General features: G+C 65.5%; 17 protein-coding genes. 11 read left to right on the top strand and 6 right to left on the bottom strand.

The genetic code is table 11. The features are described from left to right. On the top strand, positions 1 to 284 hold a 284-nt coding region (locus tag D573_RS0106755), incomplete at its 5' end, for a transposase (protein ID WP_018939182.1). Between the two features lie 248 nt (positions 285 to 532). Here the strand turns inward: D573_RS0106755 and D573_RS0106750 are convergent. Further along, positions 533 to 973, bottom strand: a complete 441-nt coding sequence (locus D573_RS0106750; RefSeq protein WP_018938033.1) for a hypothetical protein — start codon at positions 971 to 973, stop codon at positions 533 to 535. 284 nt (positions 974 to 1,257) lie between these two features. Between D573_RS0106750 and D573_RS0106745 the strand changes: the two genes are divergently transcribed. The 3 genes from D573_RS0106745 to D573_RS0106735 all read left to right on the top strand — a co-directional run bounded on the left by D573_RS0106745 (position 1,258) and on the right by D573_RS0106735 (position 5,017). Further along, positions 1,258 to 1,626 carry a nucleotide pyrophosphohydrolase gene (locus D573_RS0106745; protein ID WP_018938032.1) on the top strand — a complete coding sequence of 123 codons (369 nt, stop codon included), beginning with the start codon at positions 1,258 to 1,260 and terminating at the stop codon, positions 1,624 to 1,626. Between the two features lie 21 nt (positions 1,627 to 1,647). Beyond that, positions 1,648 to 4,056: a DNA/RNA helicase domain-containing protein gene (locus D573_RS0106740; protein WP_018938031.1), complete on the top strand. Its 2,409-nt coding sequence runs from the start codon at positions 1,648 to 1,650 to the stop codon at positions 4,054 to 4,056. Positions 4,057 to 4,681: 625 nt separating this feature from the next. After that, positions 4,682 to 5,017, top strand: coding sequence for a hypothetical protein (locus D573_RS0106735; protein WP_018168017.1), 336 nt, complete (start codon positions 4,682 to 4,684; stop codon positions 5,015 to 5,017). A 365-nt stretch (positions 5,018 to 5,382) separates the two neighbouring features. Here D573_RS0106735 and corA read toward each other — a convergent pair whose 3' ends face one another. Continuing rightward, positions 5,383 to 6,465, bottom strand: coding sequence for a magnesium/cobalt transporter CorA (corA, locus tag D573_RS0106730; protein WP_018938030.1), 1,083 nt, complete (start codon positions 6,463 to 6,465; stop codon positions 5,383 to 5,385). 141 nt (positions 6,466 to 6,606) lie between these two features. Here corA and D573_RS0106725 point away from each other — a divergent pair, with 141 nt between their 5' ends. Both D573_RS0106725 and D573_RS0106720 read left to right on the top strand, forming a co-directional pair. Beyond that, the gene (locus D573_RS0106725) at positions 6,607 to 7,092 is read left to right on the top strand and encodes a universal stress protein (protein WP_018146349.1); all 486 of its coding nucleotides are present in this window, start codon (positions 6,607 to 6,609) and stop codon (positions 7,090 to 7,092) included. A gap of 22 nt (positions 7,093 to 7,114) precedes the next feature. Beyond that, complete coding sequence (locus D573_RS0106720; protein WP_018146348.1) at positions 7,115 to 7,369, top strand: Smr/MutS family protein; 255 nt, start codon at positions 7,115 to 7,117, stop codon at positions 7,367 to 7,369. Positions 7,370 to 8,013: 644 nt separating this feature from the next. Here the strand turns inward: D573_RS0106720 and D573_RS0106710 are convergent. From D573_RS0106710 to D573_RS0106695, 3 genes are all read right to left on the bottom strand, one after another. Then, entirely contained in the window at positions 8,014 to 8,955 is a 942-nt protein-coding gene (locus tag D573_RS0106710) for an IS110 family transposase (protein WP_018938028.1), read from the bottom strand. 310 nt (positions 8,956 to 9,265) lie between these two features. Beyond that, positions 9,266 to 10,225, bottom strand: coding sequence for a patatin-like phospholipase family protein (locus tag D573_RS0106700; protein ID WP_018938026.1), 960 nt, complete (start codon positions 10,223 to 10,225; stop codon positions 9,266 to 9,268). 281 nt (positions 10,226 to 10,506) lie between these two features. Then, positions 10,507 to 10,944, bottom strand: a complete 438-nt coding sequence (locus D573_RS0106695) for a hypothetical protein (RefSeq protein ID WP_018938025.1) — start codon at positions 10,942 to 10,944, stop codon at positions 10,507 to 10,509. A gap of 115 nt (positions 10,945 to 11,059) precedes the next feature. On the opposite strand from D573_RS0106695, the gene D573_RS0106690 reads away from it, so the two are divergent. The 3 genes from D573_RS0106690 to D573_RS0106675 all read left to right on the top strand — a co-directional run bounded on the left by D573_RS0106690 (position 11,060) and on the right by D573_RS0106675 (position 12,483). Continuing rightward, positions 11,060 to 11,536 carry a YbhB/YbcL family Raf kinase inhibitor-like protein gene (locus D573_RS0106690; RefSeq protein ID WP_018168012.1) on the top strand — a complete coding sequence of 159 codons (477 nt, stop codon included), beginning with the start codon at positions 11,060 to 11,062 and terminating at the stop codon, positions 11,534 to 11,536. A 435-nt stretch (positions 11,537 to 11,971) separates the two neighbouring features. Further along, the gene (locus tag D573_RS0106680; protein WP_018146344.1) at positions 11,972 to 12,232 is read left to right on the top strand and encodes a type II toxin-antitoxin system Phd/YefM family antitoxin; all 261 of its coding nucleotides are present in this window, start codon (positions 11,972 to 11,974) and stop codon (positions 12,230 to 12,232) included. After that, positions 12,229 to 12,483, top strand: coding sequence for a type II toxin-antitoxin system mRNA interferase toxin, RelE/StbE family (locus D573_RS0106675; protein ID WP_017940358.1), 255 nt, complete (start codon positions 12,229 to 12,231; stop codon positions 12,481 to 12,483). The genes D573_RS0106680 and D573_RS0106675 overlap by 4 nt, the downstream gene beginning before the upstream one ends. A gap of 440 nt (positions 12,484 to 12,923) precedes the next feature. On the opposite strand, the gene D573_RS0106670 is transcribed toward D573_RS0106675, so the two are convergent. Then, entirely contained in the window at positions 12,924 to 13,856 is a 933-nt protein-coding gene (locus D573_RS0106670; protein WP_018146342.1) for a carbohydrate kinase family protein, read from the bottom strand. A gap of 853 nt (positions 13,857 to 14,709) precedes the next feature. On the opposite strand from D573_RS0106670, the gene D573_RS14675 reads away from it, so the two are divergent. Together D573_RS14675 and D573_RS0106660 are read left to right on the top strand one after the other, a co-directional pair. Continuing rightward, a complete protein-coding gene (locus tag D573_RS14675; RefSeq protein ID WP_018938023.1) occupies positions 14,710 to 14,886 on the top strand; it encodes a hypothetical protein in 177 nt (58 codons plus the stop codon). Next, positions 14,883 to 15,632: an ABC transporter ATP-binding protein gene (locus D573_RS0106660; RefSeq protein WP_018938022.1), complete on the top strand. Its 750-nt coding sequence runs from the start codon at positions 14,883 to 14,885 to the stop codon at positions 15,630 to 15,632. The genes D573_RS14675 and D573_RS0106660 overlap by 4 nt, the downstream gene beginning before the upstream one ends.

Raw genomic sequence — 15,632 nt, 5'->3', positions numbered from 1 at the left:
AGAGACTGTGGTTCCAGCGCAGCCCCGAGCGGACGCACCAGGCGTGGCGGCAATGGGTGCAGCAAGCGCACGAGAGCGGAATCCAGGCCCTGCAGCGCTTCGCACGCCTGCTGGAGCCCTACCTGCCCGGCATCGTCTCGCGCTGCCGCCACCGGCTGAACACCAGCGTCGTCGAGGGCATTAACAACACGATCAAGGTCATCAAGCGTCGGGCCTATGGCTATCGCGACCAGGAATACTTCTTCCTCAAAATCCGCGCAGCCTTCCCCGGTAATGCTCGATGAACCTAACGTATGCCACCACAGCCTGATGTGGAGTCTCCCGAGGTTGTCCCCAGGTAGGCCGAGGACAACCTTGGGAGACTCCGCAACTAGGACTTCCTTCACGACCTGGCTCACGGCGCTCACCTTCGTGGCTTGAGTACGTTTCTGCAGAAAAAGATTTCCTTCCATCCGGACTTCGGGGTCAGACCTTGCCTCTTGCCCCGGAGCAGGGTCCGGGAAGGTTGCAGAATCGGGAAGGGTCTTCGGCGTCATCGCGGAGTGTCCTCCAGCAGCATCTGGGCCGGTGCCGGTTCGCGGAAGAATTCGCTGCGGAATTCGCGGCGCGCGCGGATGCGCTGGTTCGTGCACTCGACCATCTGGGCTTGGGAGTCCCAGCTGTCGCAGCCGTCCGGCACCTCGTACTGGGCGATGAATGCGCGTTCGAACTCGCGCTCCCGGCGCGCTTGCGCGGCTTGGCGCTGACGGATCGCCTCTTCACGCTGACGGGCCGCGTCTTGACGCCGGTGTTGCTGTTGCAGGCGTTCCTGTTGACTGCGCAGACCGTCGAGCGCCGGTTCGACGAGCTGTTCGGCTGCTTCTGTCTGAACGACTCCCAGCCGCTCCAGCATGTTGTTCACGGCCCGGATCTGCATGTGGTAGTGGAGCAGATAGGCAAGGGCGAGGACGAGCGCCAGGATCAGCACGACCATGAGGAGTTGTTTGGTGCTTCGGTCCAGCGCTGGTTCTTCTGGGGCGGCAGGCTTGCGCCCCCGCTTACGACGGGGTGGCCCGTCGCGGTCGTAATCTCGGTCTGATAGCCCCATCCGTGCAGCCTTTGCGTTGCTTGTCCTGGTAGTGCGTCGGGCACTTCGCGGAAACCATACCAACATTGAGCTAAAGGCGCGTGTGCATGTCCGCGTGGCCGCGATTACTGGAGCAGGGTCGAGTTCGGTACGATGCCGGCAAGCAAAGGCATCGATGCCACGGGGGAAGGATGAACGCAGATTCGGGCAGTGCGCAGGGACTGGAGGAGTTGGCCTCGCGACTGGAGGCGTTCGTCGAGGAACGGGACTGGGCGCAGTTCCATTCGCCGAAGAACCTGTCGATGGCGCTGGCGGGCGAGGTTGGCGAGCTGATCGAGCACTTCCAGTGGCTGACCGAGGAGCAGTCCCGCGAGTTGTCCGGCGAGGCCCGTGAGGCGGTGCGGGAGGAGATCGCGGATGTGCAGATCTACCTGCTGCTCCTGGCGCACAAGCTGGATGTGAACCTGGTGCAGGCGGCGAGCGACAAGCTGGAGGCGAACGCGCGGAAGTATCCGGCGGACAAGGCGCGGGGCAGTGCGCGCAAGTACACCGATCTGTAGGCCGGACCAGGGAGTGTCGCGATGCTGATCTACACGGCCGACAAGCGCCAGTTCGTCGAGCACGTCCAGGGCAACGAGATCGAGGAGCGCATCCTGGCCAGGATGCTAGGGAGTGGGAAGGGCAAGCCCTCGCGGAACGAGATCACGTCCTGGCGCAACTCGATGCAGTACATGGAGAACGTCCTGAGCGCATCCGGCATCCCCGATGATGCCGGCGTGGCGATCGAGTACATGATCCCGCAGACCTCGAAGCGGGTGGATTTCATCCTGACCGGCCGCAACAGCGACGGGCATGACACCGCGGTGATCGTGGAGCTGAAGCAGTGGGAGCACGTGGAGGCGACGGAGAAGGATGCGATCGTGCGTACCTTCGTCGGCGGCCGGGAACGCGAGGTCACGCATCCGTCCTACCAGGCGTGGTCCTACGCGGCGCTGCTGGAGGACTACAACGAGACGGTGCAGACCGACAACATTGGTTTGCACCCCTGTGCCTACCTGCACAACAGCGTGTCGCCGGCGATCGGGGATGCGCGATACAGCGACCACCTCGAGCGCGCCCCGGCCTTCCTGAAGCCGGACGCCGAAAAGCTCGCGCGCTTCCTGAGTCAGCACGTGCGCAAGGGGGATGCGAACGACATCCTCTATCGCGTCGAGCACGGGCGGATTCGCCCGTCGAAGTCGCTGGCGGATCATCTAGCGTCGCTGCTGGAGGGCAATGCCGAGTTCTTGATGATCGACGATCAGAAGCTGGTCTACGAGAGCGCGCTCGATCTCTCCGCGATCGCCGAAGAGCACGGCAAACAAGTGTTCATCGTGCAGGGCGGGCCGGGGACCGGAAAGTCGGTCGTCGCCGTGAACCTGCTCGGGGCGCTGACCCGGCAGGGCAAGGTGGCGCAGTACGTGACGCGCAATGCGGCGCCGAGGGCGGTCTACGAGGCCCGGCTGACCGGTACGATGAAGAAGAGCCGCATCAGCAACCTGTTCCGGGGCTCCGGTTCCTACCACGAGGCGGAGGCGGACACCTTCGATACCCTGATCGTGGACGAGGCCCACCGGCTGAACGAGAAGTCGGGCATGTATCAGAACCTGGGCGAGAACCAGGCCAAGGAGATCATCCACGCGGCGCGCACGGCGGTCTTCTTTCTGGACGAGGAGCAGCGGATCCACTGGAAGGACATCGGCTCGCGCGAGGAGATCGAACGCTGGGCGAAGGCCGCGGGCGCGACCATTCACTACGCCGAGCTGCGCTCGCAGTTTCGCTGTTCCGGTTCCGATGGCTACCTGGCCTGGCTGGATCAGGCCTTGCAGATCCGGGACACCGCGAATGAGAACCTGGACGAGCTGGCCTACTCGGTCGAGGTGGTCGATTCGCCCACCGAACTGCGCGATCGCATCTTTGCGCTGAACGTGCAGGCCAACCGGGCGCGGCTGCTGGCCGGCTACTGCTGGGACTGGGACAGCAAGAAGGACGCGGAGGCGATGGATATCCGCTTCGCGGAGCACAACTTCGCGATGCAATGGAACCTGGACAAGGACGGTTCCACCTGGATGATCCAGCCGGATTCGGTGCACCAGATTGGATGCATCCATACCAGCCAGGGGCTGGAGCTGGATTATGTGGGCGTGATCATCGGGCCCGACCTTGTCGTGCGCGATGGCGAGGTGATCACGGTGCCGGAGGCGCGTTCGAAGAACGACGCCTCGATCAAGGGCTACAAGAAGGCGCTGAAGGAAAACCCGGACCCGGCGCGAAAGAAGGCCGACCAGATCATCAAGAATACCTACCGCACGCTGATGAGCCGCGGGATGAAGGGCTGCCTGATCTGGTCGGCGGATCCGGAGACCAACGAGTACTTCCGCGCGCTCGTGCATCAGCATGGCGGGACGCCGGATGCGGCGGGTGAGCAAGAAGCCCAAGCGGATGTCCTGCCGTTCCCCAAGCTTGCACCGGAGGAGGTCGAGCCGTTCGTGAATGCCCTGCCGGTGGTTTCGTTCAAGGCGGCTGCGGGCGGTTTCAGCGAACTGCAGAACGTGGAGCAGAGTCCGGAGGCCTTCGACTGGGTAGCGCCGCCCGAATTTATCGCGCTGAAGCCCGGTATGTTCATTGCGCAGGTTGTCGGGGCGTCGATGAATCGCCGAATCCCGGATGGGGCGTGGTGTCTGTTCGCCCCGCCCGGCGGCGGTACGCGCGAGGGCAAGATCGTGCTGGTGCAGCACCGCGACATCGACGACCCGGATACCGGCGCCAGTTTCACCATCAAGCGCTACCACAGCGAAAAAACGAGCGATCCGGACACGGAGTGGCGCCACGCACGGATCATCCTCAAGCCGGAATCCAGTCTGCCCGGCTATCAGCCGATCGTGCTGGAGGACGATGCGTTGTCCGAGCTCGTGGTCGTGGGCGAATACGTCGCCCAGCTGGATAGCTGACGGGTATTCCTCCAGGTCGTTGAGACTTGCCAGTCGATCGCCGCGGCCGCGTTGCGGGCTCGCGATGACGGGGTTTGTGGGGTTTAGATGGTGCGGGTGGGGTGGCTTGCGTGGGAGATCCCGGCTCTTCGCTGCGCTGCGGCCGGGATGACAGGGTGGGGCGCCGCGGCCGGGGTTTCGGGTTTGGCGTTGGTGCCTGCCAAATGTGGGGCATCTGTCCCGTCATCGTGAGGCGCGAAGCGCCGTGGCGTCCGGTCCGGTGCCCTGGGCACTCGCCGATCCTGAACCTTCCGGTCTGCGTGTCTTCCTGTGAAAGCATTCTGGTTCTGGCACGAAGCTCGGGCGCGCGGTTCGCCCTGGCGGGCGCATGATCTTGTTTTCCGCGTGGGCGGTGTGGCGTTCTGACCCGGTCGCGATAACTCATGTGTCGTTTTGCATCATTCCGGAGTGGAGTGTTGCGGTGTGAGCCAGCGGAATCGATCACACTTTGTTTCGATGATGAGATCTTCGTCAGCAGGGGTCATGTTTGGCATCCCCCTTGCTCCTTCTCTGGCGCAGTCAATTGAAAGCCTGACTGGCCCGATTCGGTTGGCTGTGACTCGATTCCAACTTGAAGGAGAGAACCATGATGTCGACTTTCCAGAAAACTGCGATCGCGATGGTGCTGGGTTCCATGTTTGCGCTGGGCGGTCTTGGCGCGGCGCACGCTCAGGCGGGCGGCGACGCCGGCGCAGATACCGGTGCCCCGGAGGCCGGTGCCGGTGCTGAAGGAGGCGCTGGCGCTCCCGAAGGCGCTGCCGGTGGCGGCGCGGGTGCTCCGGAAGGGGGTGCTGGTGGCGCCGGTGGCGGCGGCACCATGGGCGGCGGTGGTGCCGAAGGTGGTGCGGCTGGCGGCTCCATGGGTGACCACGACGAAGAAGACGACGACGATGACGATGACGAAGGGGCCCCTGACTGGTAACAAGCCCCAGTCCCCTCAACAAGCCGGGCTCCCCGCCCGGCTTTTTTGATTGTCTCCCATCGCCCCGGTGCTTCCTCCCTGTAGCCCGGACGGGCGAGGCCTCTAACCCGTTATCGCGGTCCGACCCTGCCGTTGTTCCCGGTCGGTCGTTGGCTTTGTTGCTCCGGAAGCCGCGCTTTGTCCCAGTGTCGTCATCCCGGAAACCGCGAAGCGGTTATCCGGGATCTCGGGCGTCGGGGAGGGTCTTGGCGGTGGAGATCCCGGCTCGTGGTGGCGCTGCGGCCGGGATGACGAGGTGGGGCGCAGCGGGCGGGATCATCGCGGGTTTTATATGCAGGAGCCTGCAGTGAGGGGGAGATGGCTGGTTACAGCCAGCCGCGGCGGCGGAAGAGGTAGAGCATGACGGCGACGACGGCGAGCATGATGCCGAGCAGGATGGGGTAGCCGTAGTAGGTGTAGAGCTCGGGCATGGACCAGGGGCTGTCGGGGTTTTCGAAGTTCATGCCGTAGATGCCGACGATGAAGGTGAGCGGGATGAAGATGGTGGCGATGATGGTGAGCACGCGCATGACGTCGTTGGAGCGCTGGTTGATGGCGGACATGTAGGCCTCGATCAGGGTGGCCGCCATCTCGCGGTAGGACTCCAGCAGATCCATGATTTGGATGGTGTGGTCGTAGGCGTCGCGCAGGTACGGGAACAGCTCCGGGGTAAAGGGTTCGAGGTCGTCGCGCATGAGGCGGGCGATCACGTCACGCGTGGGCCAGAGCTGGCGGCGCAGGACGAGGAGCTCGCGCCGCAGGATATGGATCTCGTTGAGGGTGTGGCGGTCGGGCTGTTCGAGGACGGTCTCTTCCAGTGTCTCCAGGCGTTCGCTGATGTGTTCCAGCACCGGGAAGGCCTGGTCGATCACGCTGTCCATCAGGGCGTAGGCGAGGTACGCGGCGCCTAGGCGGTTGAAGTTGCGGTTGGCGTTGCGCATCCGTTCGCGGACCGGCCCGAAGGGATCGGCCGCGCCGCTATGGACGCTGATGACGAGGTGGGTGCCCACCACGAACAGGTTGAGCTGGTCGAGTTCGATGTTGCCGTTGTGATGGCGCGGCTGACGCAGGATGGCGACCATTTGCGCGTCGAAGAAGTCGACCTTGGGACGCTGGCCCTGGTGGCGCACGTCTTCCAGCGCCAGCGGGTGCAGGTCGAAAGCCTCGCCCAGGTCGTGCAATTGGCGCGGGCTGGGGGCCCCCTGCAGGTGCAGCCAGACGAATCCGCCGTCGACGGTCTGCACGCCTTCGCGCAGGGTGCGTTGCGGGTCGAGCTCGACGAGCTGTTCGCGATGGTAGTGCCAGGCGGAGACGGTGGCGTCGGCGGCGTGCGGGTGTTCGGTGGCGTGGGCGCCGTGTCCGGGGGCGGCGCCGGGCTTGAGATAGGTCTTTTCGAACAGGCGGGTCATCGCGGTTCCTGTGCCGATTTTCTGCCCAGTATAGGGTGCTGAAAAGTGCTGCGCGCGGGGGGCAACTCTGGCAGTCTGGGCGGCGACTGAACGGCCGCGGAAGCGGGCGAGTCCCACGGGGTGAGAAACAAGGAGCGCGGTATGGAACTGAAGACCATGTTGGTGCCGGTGGATGGTTCCGCCAACGCCTGGCGGGCGGTGGAAGTGGCCGCGGATCTGGCGTCCAAGTATCACGCCCGGGTAGTGCTGGTCAGCGTTCTGCTGCAAGGCGAGGTGCCGCCGCATATCCGCCAACTCTCGGACCTGCCGGACCCGAACGATCCGCCGCTGGCAGCGGGCGGTGCGGCCGTGGGCGCCGCGGTGCCGCCGAAGGTGCTGCGGGATATCGCGAAGAAGCTGATCGAGCAGGCCCACGGATACTTCACCGATCTGGGCGTGACCGACATCGAGCACCATGTGGAAGACGGCTCTCCGGCCAAGGTGATCCTGCAACAGGCGGAGTATCACGACGTGGACATGGTGGTGATGGGCTCGCGCGGCCTTGGGGGCCTGCAGGGGCTGCTCTCCGGGAGTGTCTCGCACAAGGTGCAGCAGCTGGCGCGCTGTATCGTGGTGACGGTGAACTGAGCCTCTACTCGCGGGGTTCGCGATGTCGCGGTTGTCGATCGATCTGCACGAGTGCTTCCGCAATGGCCGCCGGATCGACGCCGAGTTGAACGGCGCGATCGAGCAGGCCTGTGACAAGCGCATCAAGACGGTGGAGATCATCCACGGCAAGGGCAGCGGGCAGCTGAAGAAACGCGTGCTGCGCTTTCTGCAGCAGCCGGAGGTCAAGGCGCGCTATCACCGCCTGGAGAAGGATTCGAAGAACCACGGGCGGCTGTTCGTGCACTTCAAGCATTGATCCGAGGCCTCCTACAGTTCTTCGGGGTGCTGTCGGCGCGTGCCTGCATCCGACTTTGGCAGGGGCTTCGCGTGCAAGCACGTTCCCACAGTGATGTTCCCACCGGGGGTAACTAAGGCTTCTGGAGTCCCGGAAGAAGCTGTCATCCCGGAAACCGCAAAGCGGTTATCCGGGATCTCGGGCGTTGGGGGTGGGCTGGCGTTGGAGATCCCGGCTCTTCGCTTCGCTGCGGCCGGGATGACGGGGATAGGGGCGATGGCCGTGATGACCTGGTGGGGCGATGGCCGGGAGGATATGGGCTGGGGTTCTGTAGGAGCGTGCTTGCACGCGAAGCCCCTGCCCGCGTCCGACTCTGGCAGGGGCTTCGCGTGCAAGCACGCTCCTACAGTGATGTTCCCACCGGGGGGCAACTAAGGCTTCTGGCGGCCGGGAAGGGGCTGTCATCCCGGAAACCGCAAAGCGGTTATCCGGGATCTCGGGTGTTGGGGTTGGGCTGGCGTTGGAGATCCCGGCTCTTCGCTGCGCTACGGCCGGGATGACGGGGGTGGGGCGATGGCCGGGATGACGGGGTGTGGTGCGGCGGCCGGGATGACCTGGTGGGGGCGATGGCCGGGAGGATATGGGCTGGGGTTCTGTAGGAGATTCTATGTCTCTCCACAAGGGATCTTAGGTTGGTAATCGGTCTGATTTTTCATCAGGGCGAAGGCGACGCGGGCCAGCTTTCGAGCCAAGGCGTTCAGGGCCTGGGTCGTCGCCAGGCCACGGTCCAGGCAGCGCTGGTAGTAGTCGCTCCAGGCGGCTTTCGACTTGGCCTGCATCGCGGCCAGATAGAGCAGCCGTCGCAACTCTGGATCGCCCTGTTTGGTGAGTTTGCGCTGCCCCCGTTTCGTGCCGGAGTCGCGTATGCGGACATCCAACCCCAGGAAGGCAACGAACGCATCACCGCTGCGGAAGGCGCCTCGATGGAACGCCATCGTCAAGCCGGTGGCGGTGAGCGGGCCCACACCCTCGATCTGCTGGCAGCGTCGGGCGTGATCCGACCAGCCGGCGCGACCGACCGTCTCGCGCAGCACACGCTGGAGGACGGCATCCAGCCGACCGATCTCCTGAAGCAGCTGCTTCAGGTTGGACTGCAGTTCGGGTACGCCTCGCAGACTCTGCTCCAGCATGACCCGTGCCCGCACCAGCGTGGCACGCCGGCGCAGCAGCTTTTGCAGGGTCCGGTAGCCCTCGGGCGGCGGTGTCCAGGGGCGCAGTTCGTCCTGTTCGCGTTGCAGATAACGCACCAGAAGCCGAGCATCCCCGGCATCGGTCTTGGCCCGGCCACCGATGCTCTCGCGGTAGCGATTGAGGCGATAGCCATTGATCAGATACACCCGGTGGCCCTGATGATGAGCCTCCAGCGCCAGGGCCAGGTGATAGTCGTTGGTCGCCTCCAGGGCGAAGTCGGCCGGACCCTCCAAGCCACGGACCCACCGGCGGATCGCCGGGAGCTCGTTGGGACACGGCTGTGCGGTTTCACCGTCGATGCTGATCCACAACTCGGCCTTGCCGACATCGACCCCGATCCGATGCGTTGCCATCATTACACCTCCCGAGCTAGCTTGGAGTTGTCTGTCGGGGCCTCACCGAACGCTGGCTTGCCATCTATCGTCGGTCCCGAGCCGATCGATTCCTTATCGGCGTTTAAGGTGAGGGGTGGGACGAACTCTCCTACCGTCTGTGCCACAGGCCAGATGCGGGCCTCGTCCCTCCACCCCGACAGACCCTTTCTAGGCCTGCCGGGGTTAAACATACAAGCGTGCTTGCACGCGAAGCCCCCGCCCGCGTCCGACTCTGGCAGGGGCATTCGCGTGCAAGCACGCTCCTACAGTGATGTTCCCGCCGGGGGGGCAATTAAGGCTTCTGGTGGCCTAGTTTGCGGTCGGCGAGTTCGTAGCCGAGGTCGATCATCTCGGCGGCGCGGTGGAAGTCGAATATGCCGCAGGCGTTGACCGGGACTTCGATCAGGTGCTCCGGGTTGTAGGCGGCGATGCGAAAGCGCGCGATCGTGCCCTGCATGGCCTCGATGGAGTGGGAGACGATGTCGATCATGCCCAGCGCGTGGGCTTCCTGTTCCCGGCTCAGGCCGGGGTCGGTCTCGCCCAGGCCCAGCTTGTCCTGCCAGTCCAGCAGCCAGCTGCCGACGCGATCCGGCAGGGCATCTGTCAGGCGGTGGTTGAGGAACCCGCTGTCGGGTTCTTCCCGGTCCGGGTCGGGCGCCTTGGCGCGCTCGGGACGGATCAGCTCTTCGCCGACGCGGCCGTTCAGGCTGACGGCCAGGGTGATGTCGGTGTCGTCGGTCAGGGTCGGGGCGATCGGGACCGGGTTCAGCAGGCCGCCGTCCACCAGCAGCCGGCCCTTGAGGCGCACCGGGGTGAACACGGTGGGGATGGCGATGGAGGCGCGGATGGCGTCGAACAGCGAGCCGGAGTTCAGCCAGACCTCGCGTTCGCGTTCGATATCGGTGGCCACGGCGGTGAACGAGATCGGCAGGTCCTCGATGTCCATGTCCCCGAGCATGTCGCGCAGCTTCTCGATCAGGCGGTCGCCGCGGATCAGCCCGGCGCCGCGGAAGGAAAAGTCCAGCAGCCGCCAGACGTCCTGGCGCCGCAGGGACTTCACCCACGCCTCGTAGGCGTCCAGTTGCCCGGCGGCGTAGATGCCCCCGACGACCGCGCCCATGGAGGCCCCGGCAATGGAGCGGATGCGGTAGTCCGAGTGCTCCTCCAGCCAGCGGATCACGCCGATCTGTGCCAGACCGCGGGCGCCGCCGCTGCCGAGGACCAGGGAGATGGACTGGGGCTTTCGCGTCATGGTTGCCGGTGTGCCTGGGTGGAGTATTGGGAAATCGACGGGCGTGCGCTGCGGTTTTCCGTAGCGTGTCAATCGATTCGGGGAGCTGCCGGATTCGGTTGGCTTCAAGGATATGTTGGGGGTGTGATCGGGTTTTTCCAGCCTGAAGGCCCGGTTCCAGCGAATGGGTCTCACGGTAGGAGCGTGCTTGCACGCGAATGCCCCTGCCCGCGGCCAACTCTGGCAGGGGCTTCGCGTGCAAGCACGCTCCTACCGGGGCGGATGGTATGCGGCGATGCGTGCTATTCGGGGGAACGGTCCGGGTCGAGCAGGTGGTCGTGCAGGGCCTGGGCGGACTCGCCGGCCGGTTCTTCGACCCGCAGCTGCCAGACGGCGGCGGGGTGATCCGGCGACCATTCGCTGAAGACTACGAGGCCGGCGTACGGGCCGTGCCCGCGGATGGTGCCCAGCGTCAGGCGGCCGTCCGGGTCGCCGTACAAGTGCACTTCGAACTCGGGGGCGGGTGGCGGCAGCTTCCAGTAACCGTCGCGACCGGTCTCGCGGAAGGTGGCGTCGGAAGGCTCGGCGTCGTCGCCGAAGTGGCGGCGCAGCAGCGGCACCGACAGTCGGTGCGGCAGCCCCAGGACGGTCTCGATGCCCGTGCGGCCATGGTCAACGGCCTGGGCGGCGGACGCCAGCGGATCCCGCCGGCCCAGCCATTTCTTCAGTAGCTTGCGCATGCGCCGATCATCCGTGTGCTGTCCGCGGTCTGCAAGCGCCGGGCTTCACGTGCTGGCTTGGAGACCGGCGGTCGGCGGCGTTACCGTGCGGGTAGGTAAAGGAAAGGAGTACGTCATGGGTTTTGCACTGTCCGAGATGCAGCTGTCGAGTTCCGCCTTTGGCCCTGGTCAGCCTATCCCCAAACGCCACAGCGGCGAGGGTGAGGACACCTCCCCGGCATTGCGGTGGCGGGACGTGCCGCAGGGCGCCGGGTCCCTGGCGGTGATCTGCCATGACCCGGATGCGCCGTTGATCCAGCCGGGCACCTACGGCTTCGTGCACTGGGTGCTGTACAACCTGCCGCCGGATCTGGATGGCCTCCCCGAGGCAACCGATCTGGGCGCGACCGGCCAGACGGACTTCGGTCGCACCGGCTACGGCGGGCCGATGCCGCCCGAGGGCCACGGCAAGCACCACTACTTCTTCTGGTTGCTGGCGCTGGACGCCGACCTGCAGCTGCCACCCGGCCTGACCCTGTGGCAGTTCCTGGAGCACGCCGAGCCCCACGTGATCGGCATGAACCGCCTGGTGGGCACCTACCAGCGCGACTGAGGCCTTGGGGGCATGGGGCATTTCCTGTAGGAGCGTGCTTGCACGCGAATGCCCCTGCCCGCGTCCGACGCTGGCAGGGGCTTCGCCGCCAAGGCGGCTCCTACAGTGATGCCCCCACCGGTGGGGGCCAAGGCTTGTGGCGGCCTGGAAGAGGGCGTCATCCCGGAAACTGCAAAGCGGTTATCCGGGATCTCGGGTGCTGGGGGTGGGCCTGGCGTTGGAGATCCCGGCTCTTCGCTTCGCTACGGCCGGGATGACGGGGTATGGCGTTGCGGGCGGGATGACGGGGGCAGCGGTCGGTGCTGGCAGGGGCTTCGCGTGCAAGCACGCTCCTACAGGGGCCCCCTTTCCCCGCTTCGGGCCGTTTGGTCTTGACCGGGTTGTGCGGTGGGCGCACGATATGTACCACTTTATGTACGTTTCGGGTGACTGGCGATGACGACGCTGACGGCTACCGAGGCCCGCAAGGGTCTGTTCGATCTGATCAAGGGCGTGAACGAACAGCACGCGATCTACCATATCCGGCATCGCAACGGCGATGCGGTGCTGATGTCGGAAGACGAGTACGCCAGTCTGATCGAGACCCTGGAGCTGCTCTCCGAGCCCGGCTTCCGGCAGGAATTCGAGCAGGGCCGCCGCGAGGCGGATGAAGGCGATACGCTGGGATTCGAGGAGGTGTTCGGGGAGAAGCAGTGACCTGGACCATTCGGTTCACCCGTCAAGCCGAGAAGGACTTGCGGCGTCTGACGCCGAAGCTGCGTGACAAGGTGAAGCAGATCCTGCGCAACCGGGTGGCGGTTGACCCGTACTGCGGCAAGGCGCTGGTTGGTGATCTGCGCGGGTACTACTCCCTGCGGATCAGCTACAAGGACCGTCTGCTGTACACGATTCGGGACGAGCAGTTGCTGGTGATTGTGATCCGGGCGCGTACGCACTACGGCGAATAGCCTTGCAGGAATGTCTTGTGGGAGCCGGCTTGCCGGCGAAGCCCCTGCCAGAGTCGGACGCGGGCAGGGGCATTCGCGTGCAAGCACGCTCCCACAGTGATGCCCCCACCGGCGGGGGCCAAGGCTGGCGGCGGTCTGGAAGACGGCGTCATCCTGGAAACCGCAAAGCGGTTATCCGGGATCTCGGGCGTTGGGGGTGGGCCTGGCGTTGAAGATCCCGGCTCTTCGCTTCGCTACGGCCGGGATGACGGGGTATGGCGCTATGGCCGGGGTGACGGGGTATGGCGTTGCGGGCGGGATGATGGGGGGTGCGGTTGGTGCGGGCAGGGGGCGGCGGTGTTGTTGGCGCCATCCAGTCACAAAAAAGGCCCGGGCCGAGCGAACTCGGTCCGGGCCTTTTGCGTTCCCGGGCGGGTGCCCGGGGCGGCGGGGTCGCTTACTTAGTAGCGGTAGCCGAAGGCCTTTTCGAACTTGTCGGCGAACTCCTCGGCGGTGAAGTGGTGGTTCTGGGTGCCGGAGTGCGCGATCTTGATCGAGCCGATCAGCGAGGCGATACGGCCGGTGGTCTCCCAATCAAAGCCCTTTTCCAGGCCGAACAGGATGCCGGCGCGGTAGGAGTCGCCACAGCCGGTCGGGTCCTTGATCGCGGCCGGTTCGACCGACGGGATGGTGATCTTCTTGCCGCCGGTGTAGATGTCGGAGCCCTCGCCACCGCGCGTGACGATCATGGCGTCGACCATCTCGGCCAGCTGTTCCAGGCTCAGGCCAGTGCGGTCGGCGGTCAGCTGCGCTTCGTAGTCGTTGAACGCGGCGTAGGTGGCGTTCTCCATGAAGCGCTTCAGGTCGTCGCCGTCGAACATCGGCAGGCCCTGGCCCGGGTCGAACATGAACGGGATGCCGGCGTCGGCGAACTGCTGGGCGTGCTCGATCATGCCGTCACGGCCGTCCGGGGAGACGATGCCGACCTTGATGCCGTCGGCGTCGGTGACCTTCTGCTGGTGCGAGAAGCCCATCGCGCCCGGGTGGAAGGCGGTGATCTGGTTGTCGTCCTGGTCGGTGGTGATGAAGGCCTGACCGGTGTAGGTGTCCTTCAGCTCCTTGACGAACGTGCGCGAGATGGCGTGCTTGTCCATCCAGTCGGCGTACGGGGTGAAGTCGCCGCCCACGGTGGCCATGATGGTCGGGTCCGCGCCCAGCAGCTTCATGTTGTAGGCGATGTTGCCGGCGCAGCCGCCGAACTCGCGGCGCATGTCCGGGACCAGGAAGGACACATTCAGCATGTGCACCTTGTCCGGGAGGATGTGGTTCTTGAAGCGATCGGGGAACACCATGATGGTGTCGTAGGCCATGGACCCACAGATCAGTGCGGACATTGTTGCTCCTTAGCGTTGGCTGAAATCGTTGTCGTGCGCGCCTTTGAAGGCGGCACAGGACGTCCCGTGGCGCGCGCTGGAAGCCATGATTGCGCGCCGATGGCGGGTCGTGCGATGTGCATAGGGTAAGTATTTGGGCGCAAAACAACAAATCGGGGGGCGATGGAAGCAGGGGTCGCGCTGGTATTTCACCCCCTGTCATCCCGGCCGAAGCGAAGCGCAGAGCCGGGATCTGCGACGTCAGCGGTGCCACCGTGGGAGATCCCGGATCACCGCTGCGCGGTGTCCGGGATGACGGGGATGGGGCGCACCACATGACGCAGATCCCGGCTCTGCGCTTCGTTTCGGCCGGGATGACAGGAGGTTGGGGCGGGGTGTCCGGAAGCGCCTCGTTGCGGGGCGCCGCAGGTCGCCCCGAAGGGCGAGCGCAGCGAGTAACCTTCTGAAGCTGACACCGAAGGCGGATCTTGGAGGCACTGCCAGCGTTCGGAGGTTGCTTCGTCGCTGTGCTCCTCGCAATGACGGGGACAAAAGCACCGTCATTGCGAGGAGCCGCAGGCGACGTGGCAATCAGGTGAAGCTGGCGGTGCGGCGGGATTGGTTGGTTCTGGGTGGAGATCGCCACGGCGCTACGCGCCTCGCGATGACAGTGATTGATGCCCCGTCATCGCGAGGCGCCGAAGGCGACGTGGCGATCATCCGGAAGGAACCCCGACGTTTGCCCGGTTGGCGCCGGGACGGCCCCGAAGGTTGCGGCGGCGCTGCACGCCCCGCCATCACGCTGCGTGCGGTGCCGTTGTGCCGGGGGCTTTGTGGCAGCATGGGGTCATTCCCGCGAGCGAGGGCGTGACTGATGAATCCGCGCGTACTGATCCCGATCCTGATCATCCTGCTGTTGTTGCTGAGCCTGTGGTCCATGAGCCTGGACGGTGACGGGGGCATCCTGCCCGGCGTGCCCGATACGGGTGCGGCACCGGCGGCCGAGCGCTTGGCCGCTGGATCAGGATCGGTTGCGCCCCGGGCGGCATGAATACAGCCACGGCGCCCGCCCCGGATGCGCCGCACGCCGGGCGCGAAGTGATCTTCCGCGCGGCCGGGGTGACCAAGGTCTACCGCATGGGCGAGGTCACGATCCACGCCCTGCGCGGGGTGGACCTGGAGCTCTATACCGGCGAGCTGGTGGTGATGCTGGGGGCCTCGGGCTCCGGCAAGTCGACGCTGCTGAACATCATGGGCGGGCTGGATACCGCGTCCGAGGGCGAGGTGCGCTACCGCGACCAGGATCTGGCGCAGGCCTCAGAGCGCACGCTGACGGCCTTTCGCCGTGACCATGTCGGCTTCGTGTTCCAGTTCTACAACCTGATCGCCAGCCTGACCGCGCGCGAGAACGTGGCCATTGTCACCGAGATCTCGCGCGACCCGATGCCACCGGAGGAGGCGCTGGCGCTGGTCGGGCTGGAGGACCGCATGGACCACTTTCCCTCGCAGCTCTCCGGCGGCGAGCAGCAGCGGGTGGCCATCGCCCGCGCGATCGCCAAGCAGCCGGCGGTGCTGCTGTGCGACGAGCCGACCGGTGCGCTGGACTCGAAGACCGGCATCCGCGTGCTGGAGGTGCTGCAGCACATCAATGAGCGCCTGGATACGACGGTGGCGATCATTACCCACAATGCGGTGATCGGCGAGATGGCCGATCGCGTGATCCACCTGAGCGACGGCCGCGTGAGCGAGATCCACGAGAATGCCAGCCGGCAGTCTCCTTCCTCGTTGCACTGGTAG

This window comes from Thioalkalivibrio sp. AKL9, from assembly GCF_000377825.1.
Lineage (GTDB): Bacteria > Pseudomonadota > Gammaproteobacteria > Ectothiorhodospirales > Ectothiorhodospiraceae > Thioalkalivibrio > Thioalkalivibrio versutus.
The sequence above is the reverse complement of the archived record's forward strand: the minus strand, read 5'-3'. Positions and strand labels throughout refer to the sequence as shown.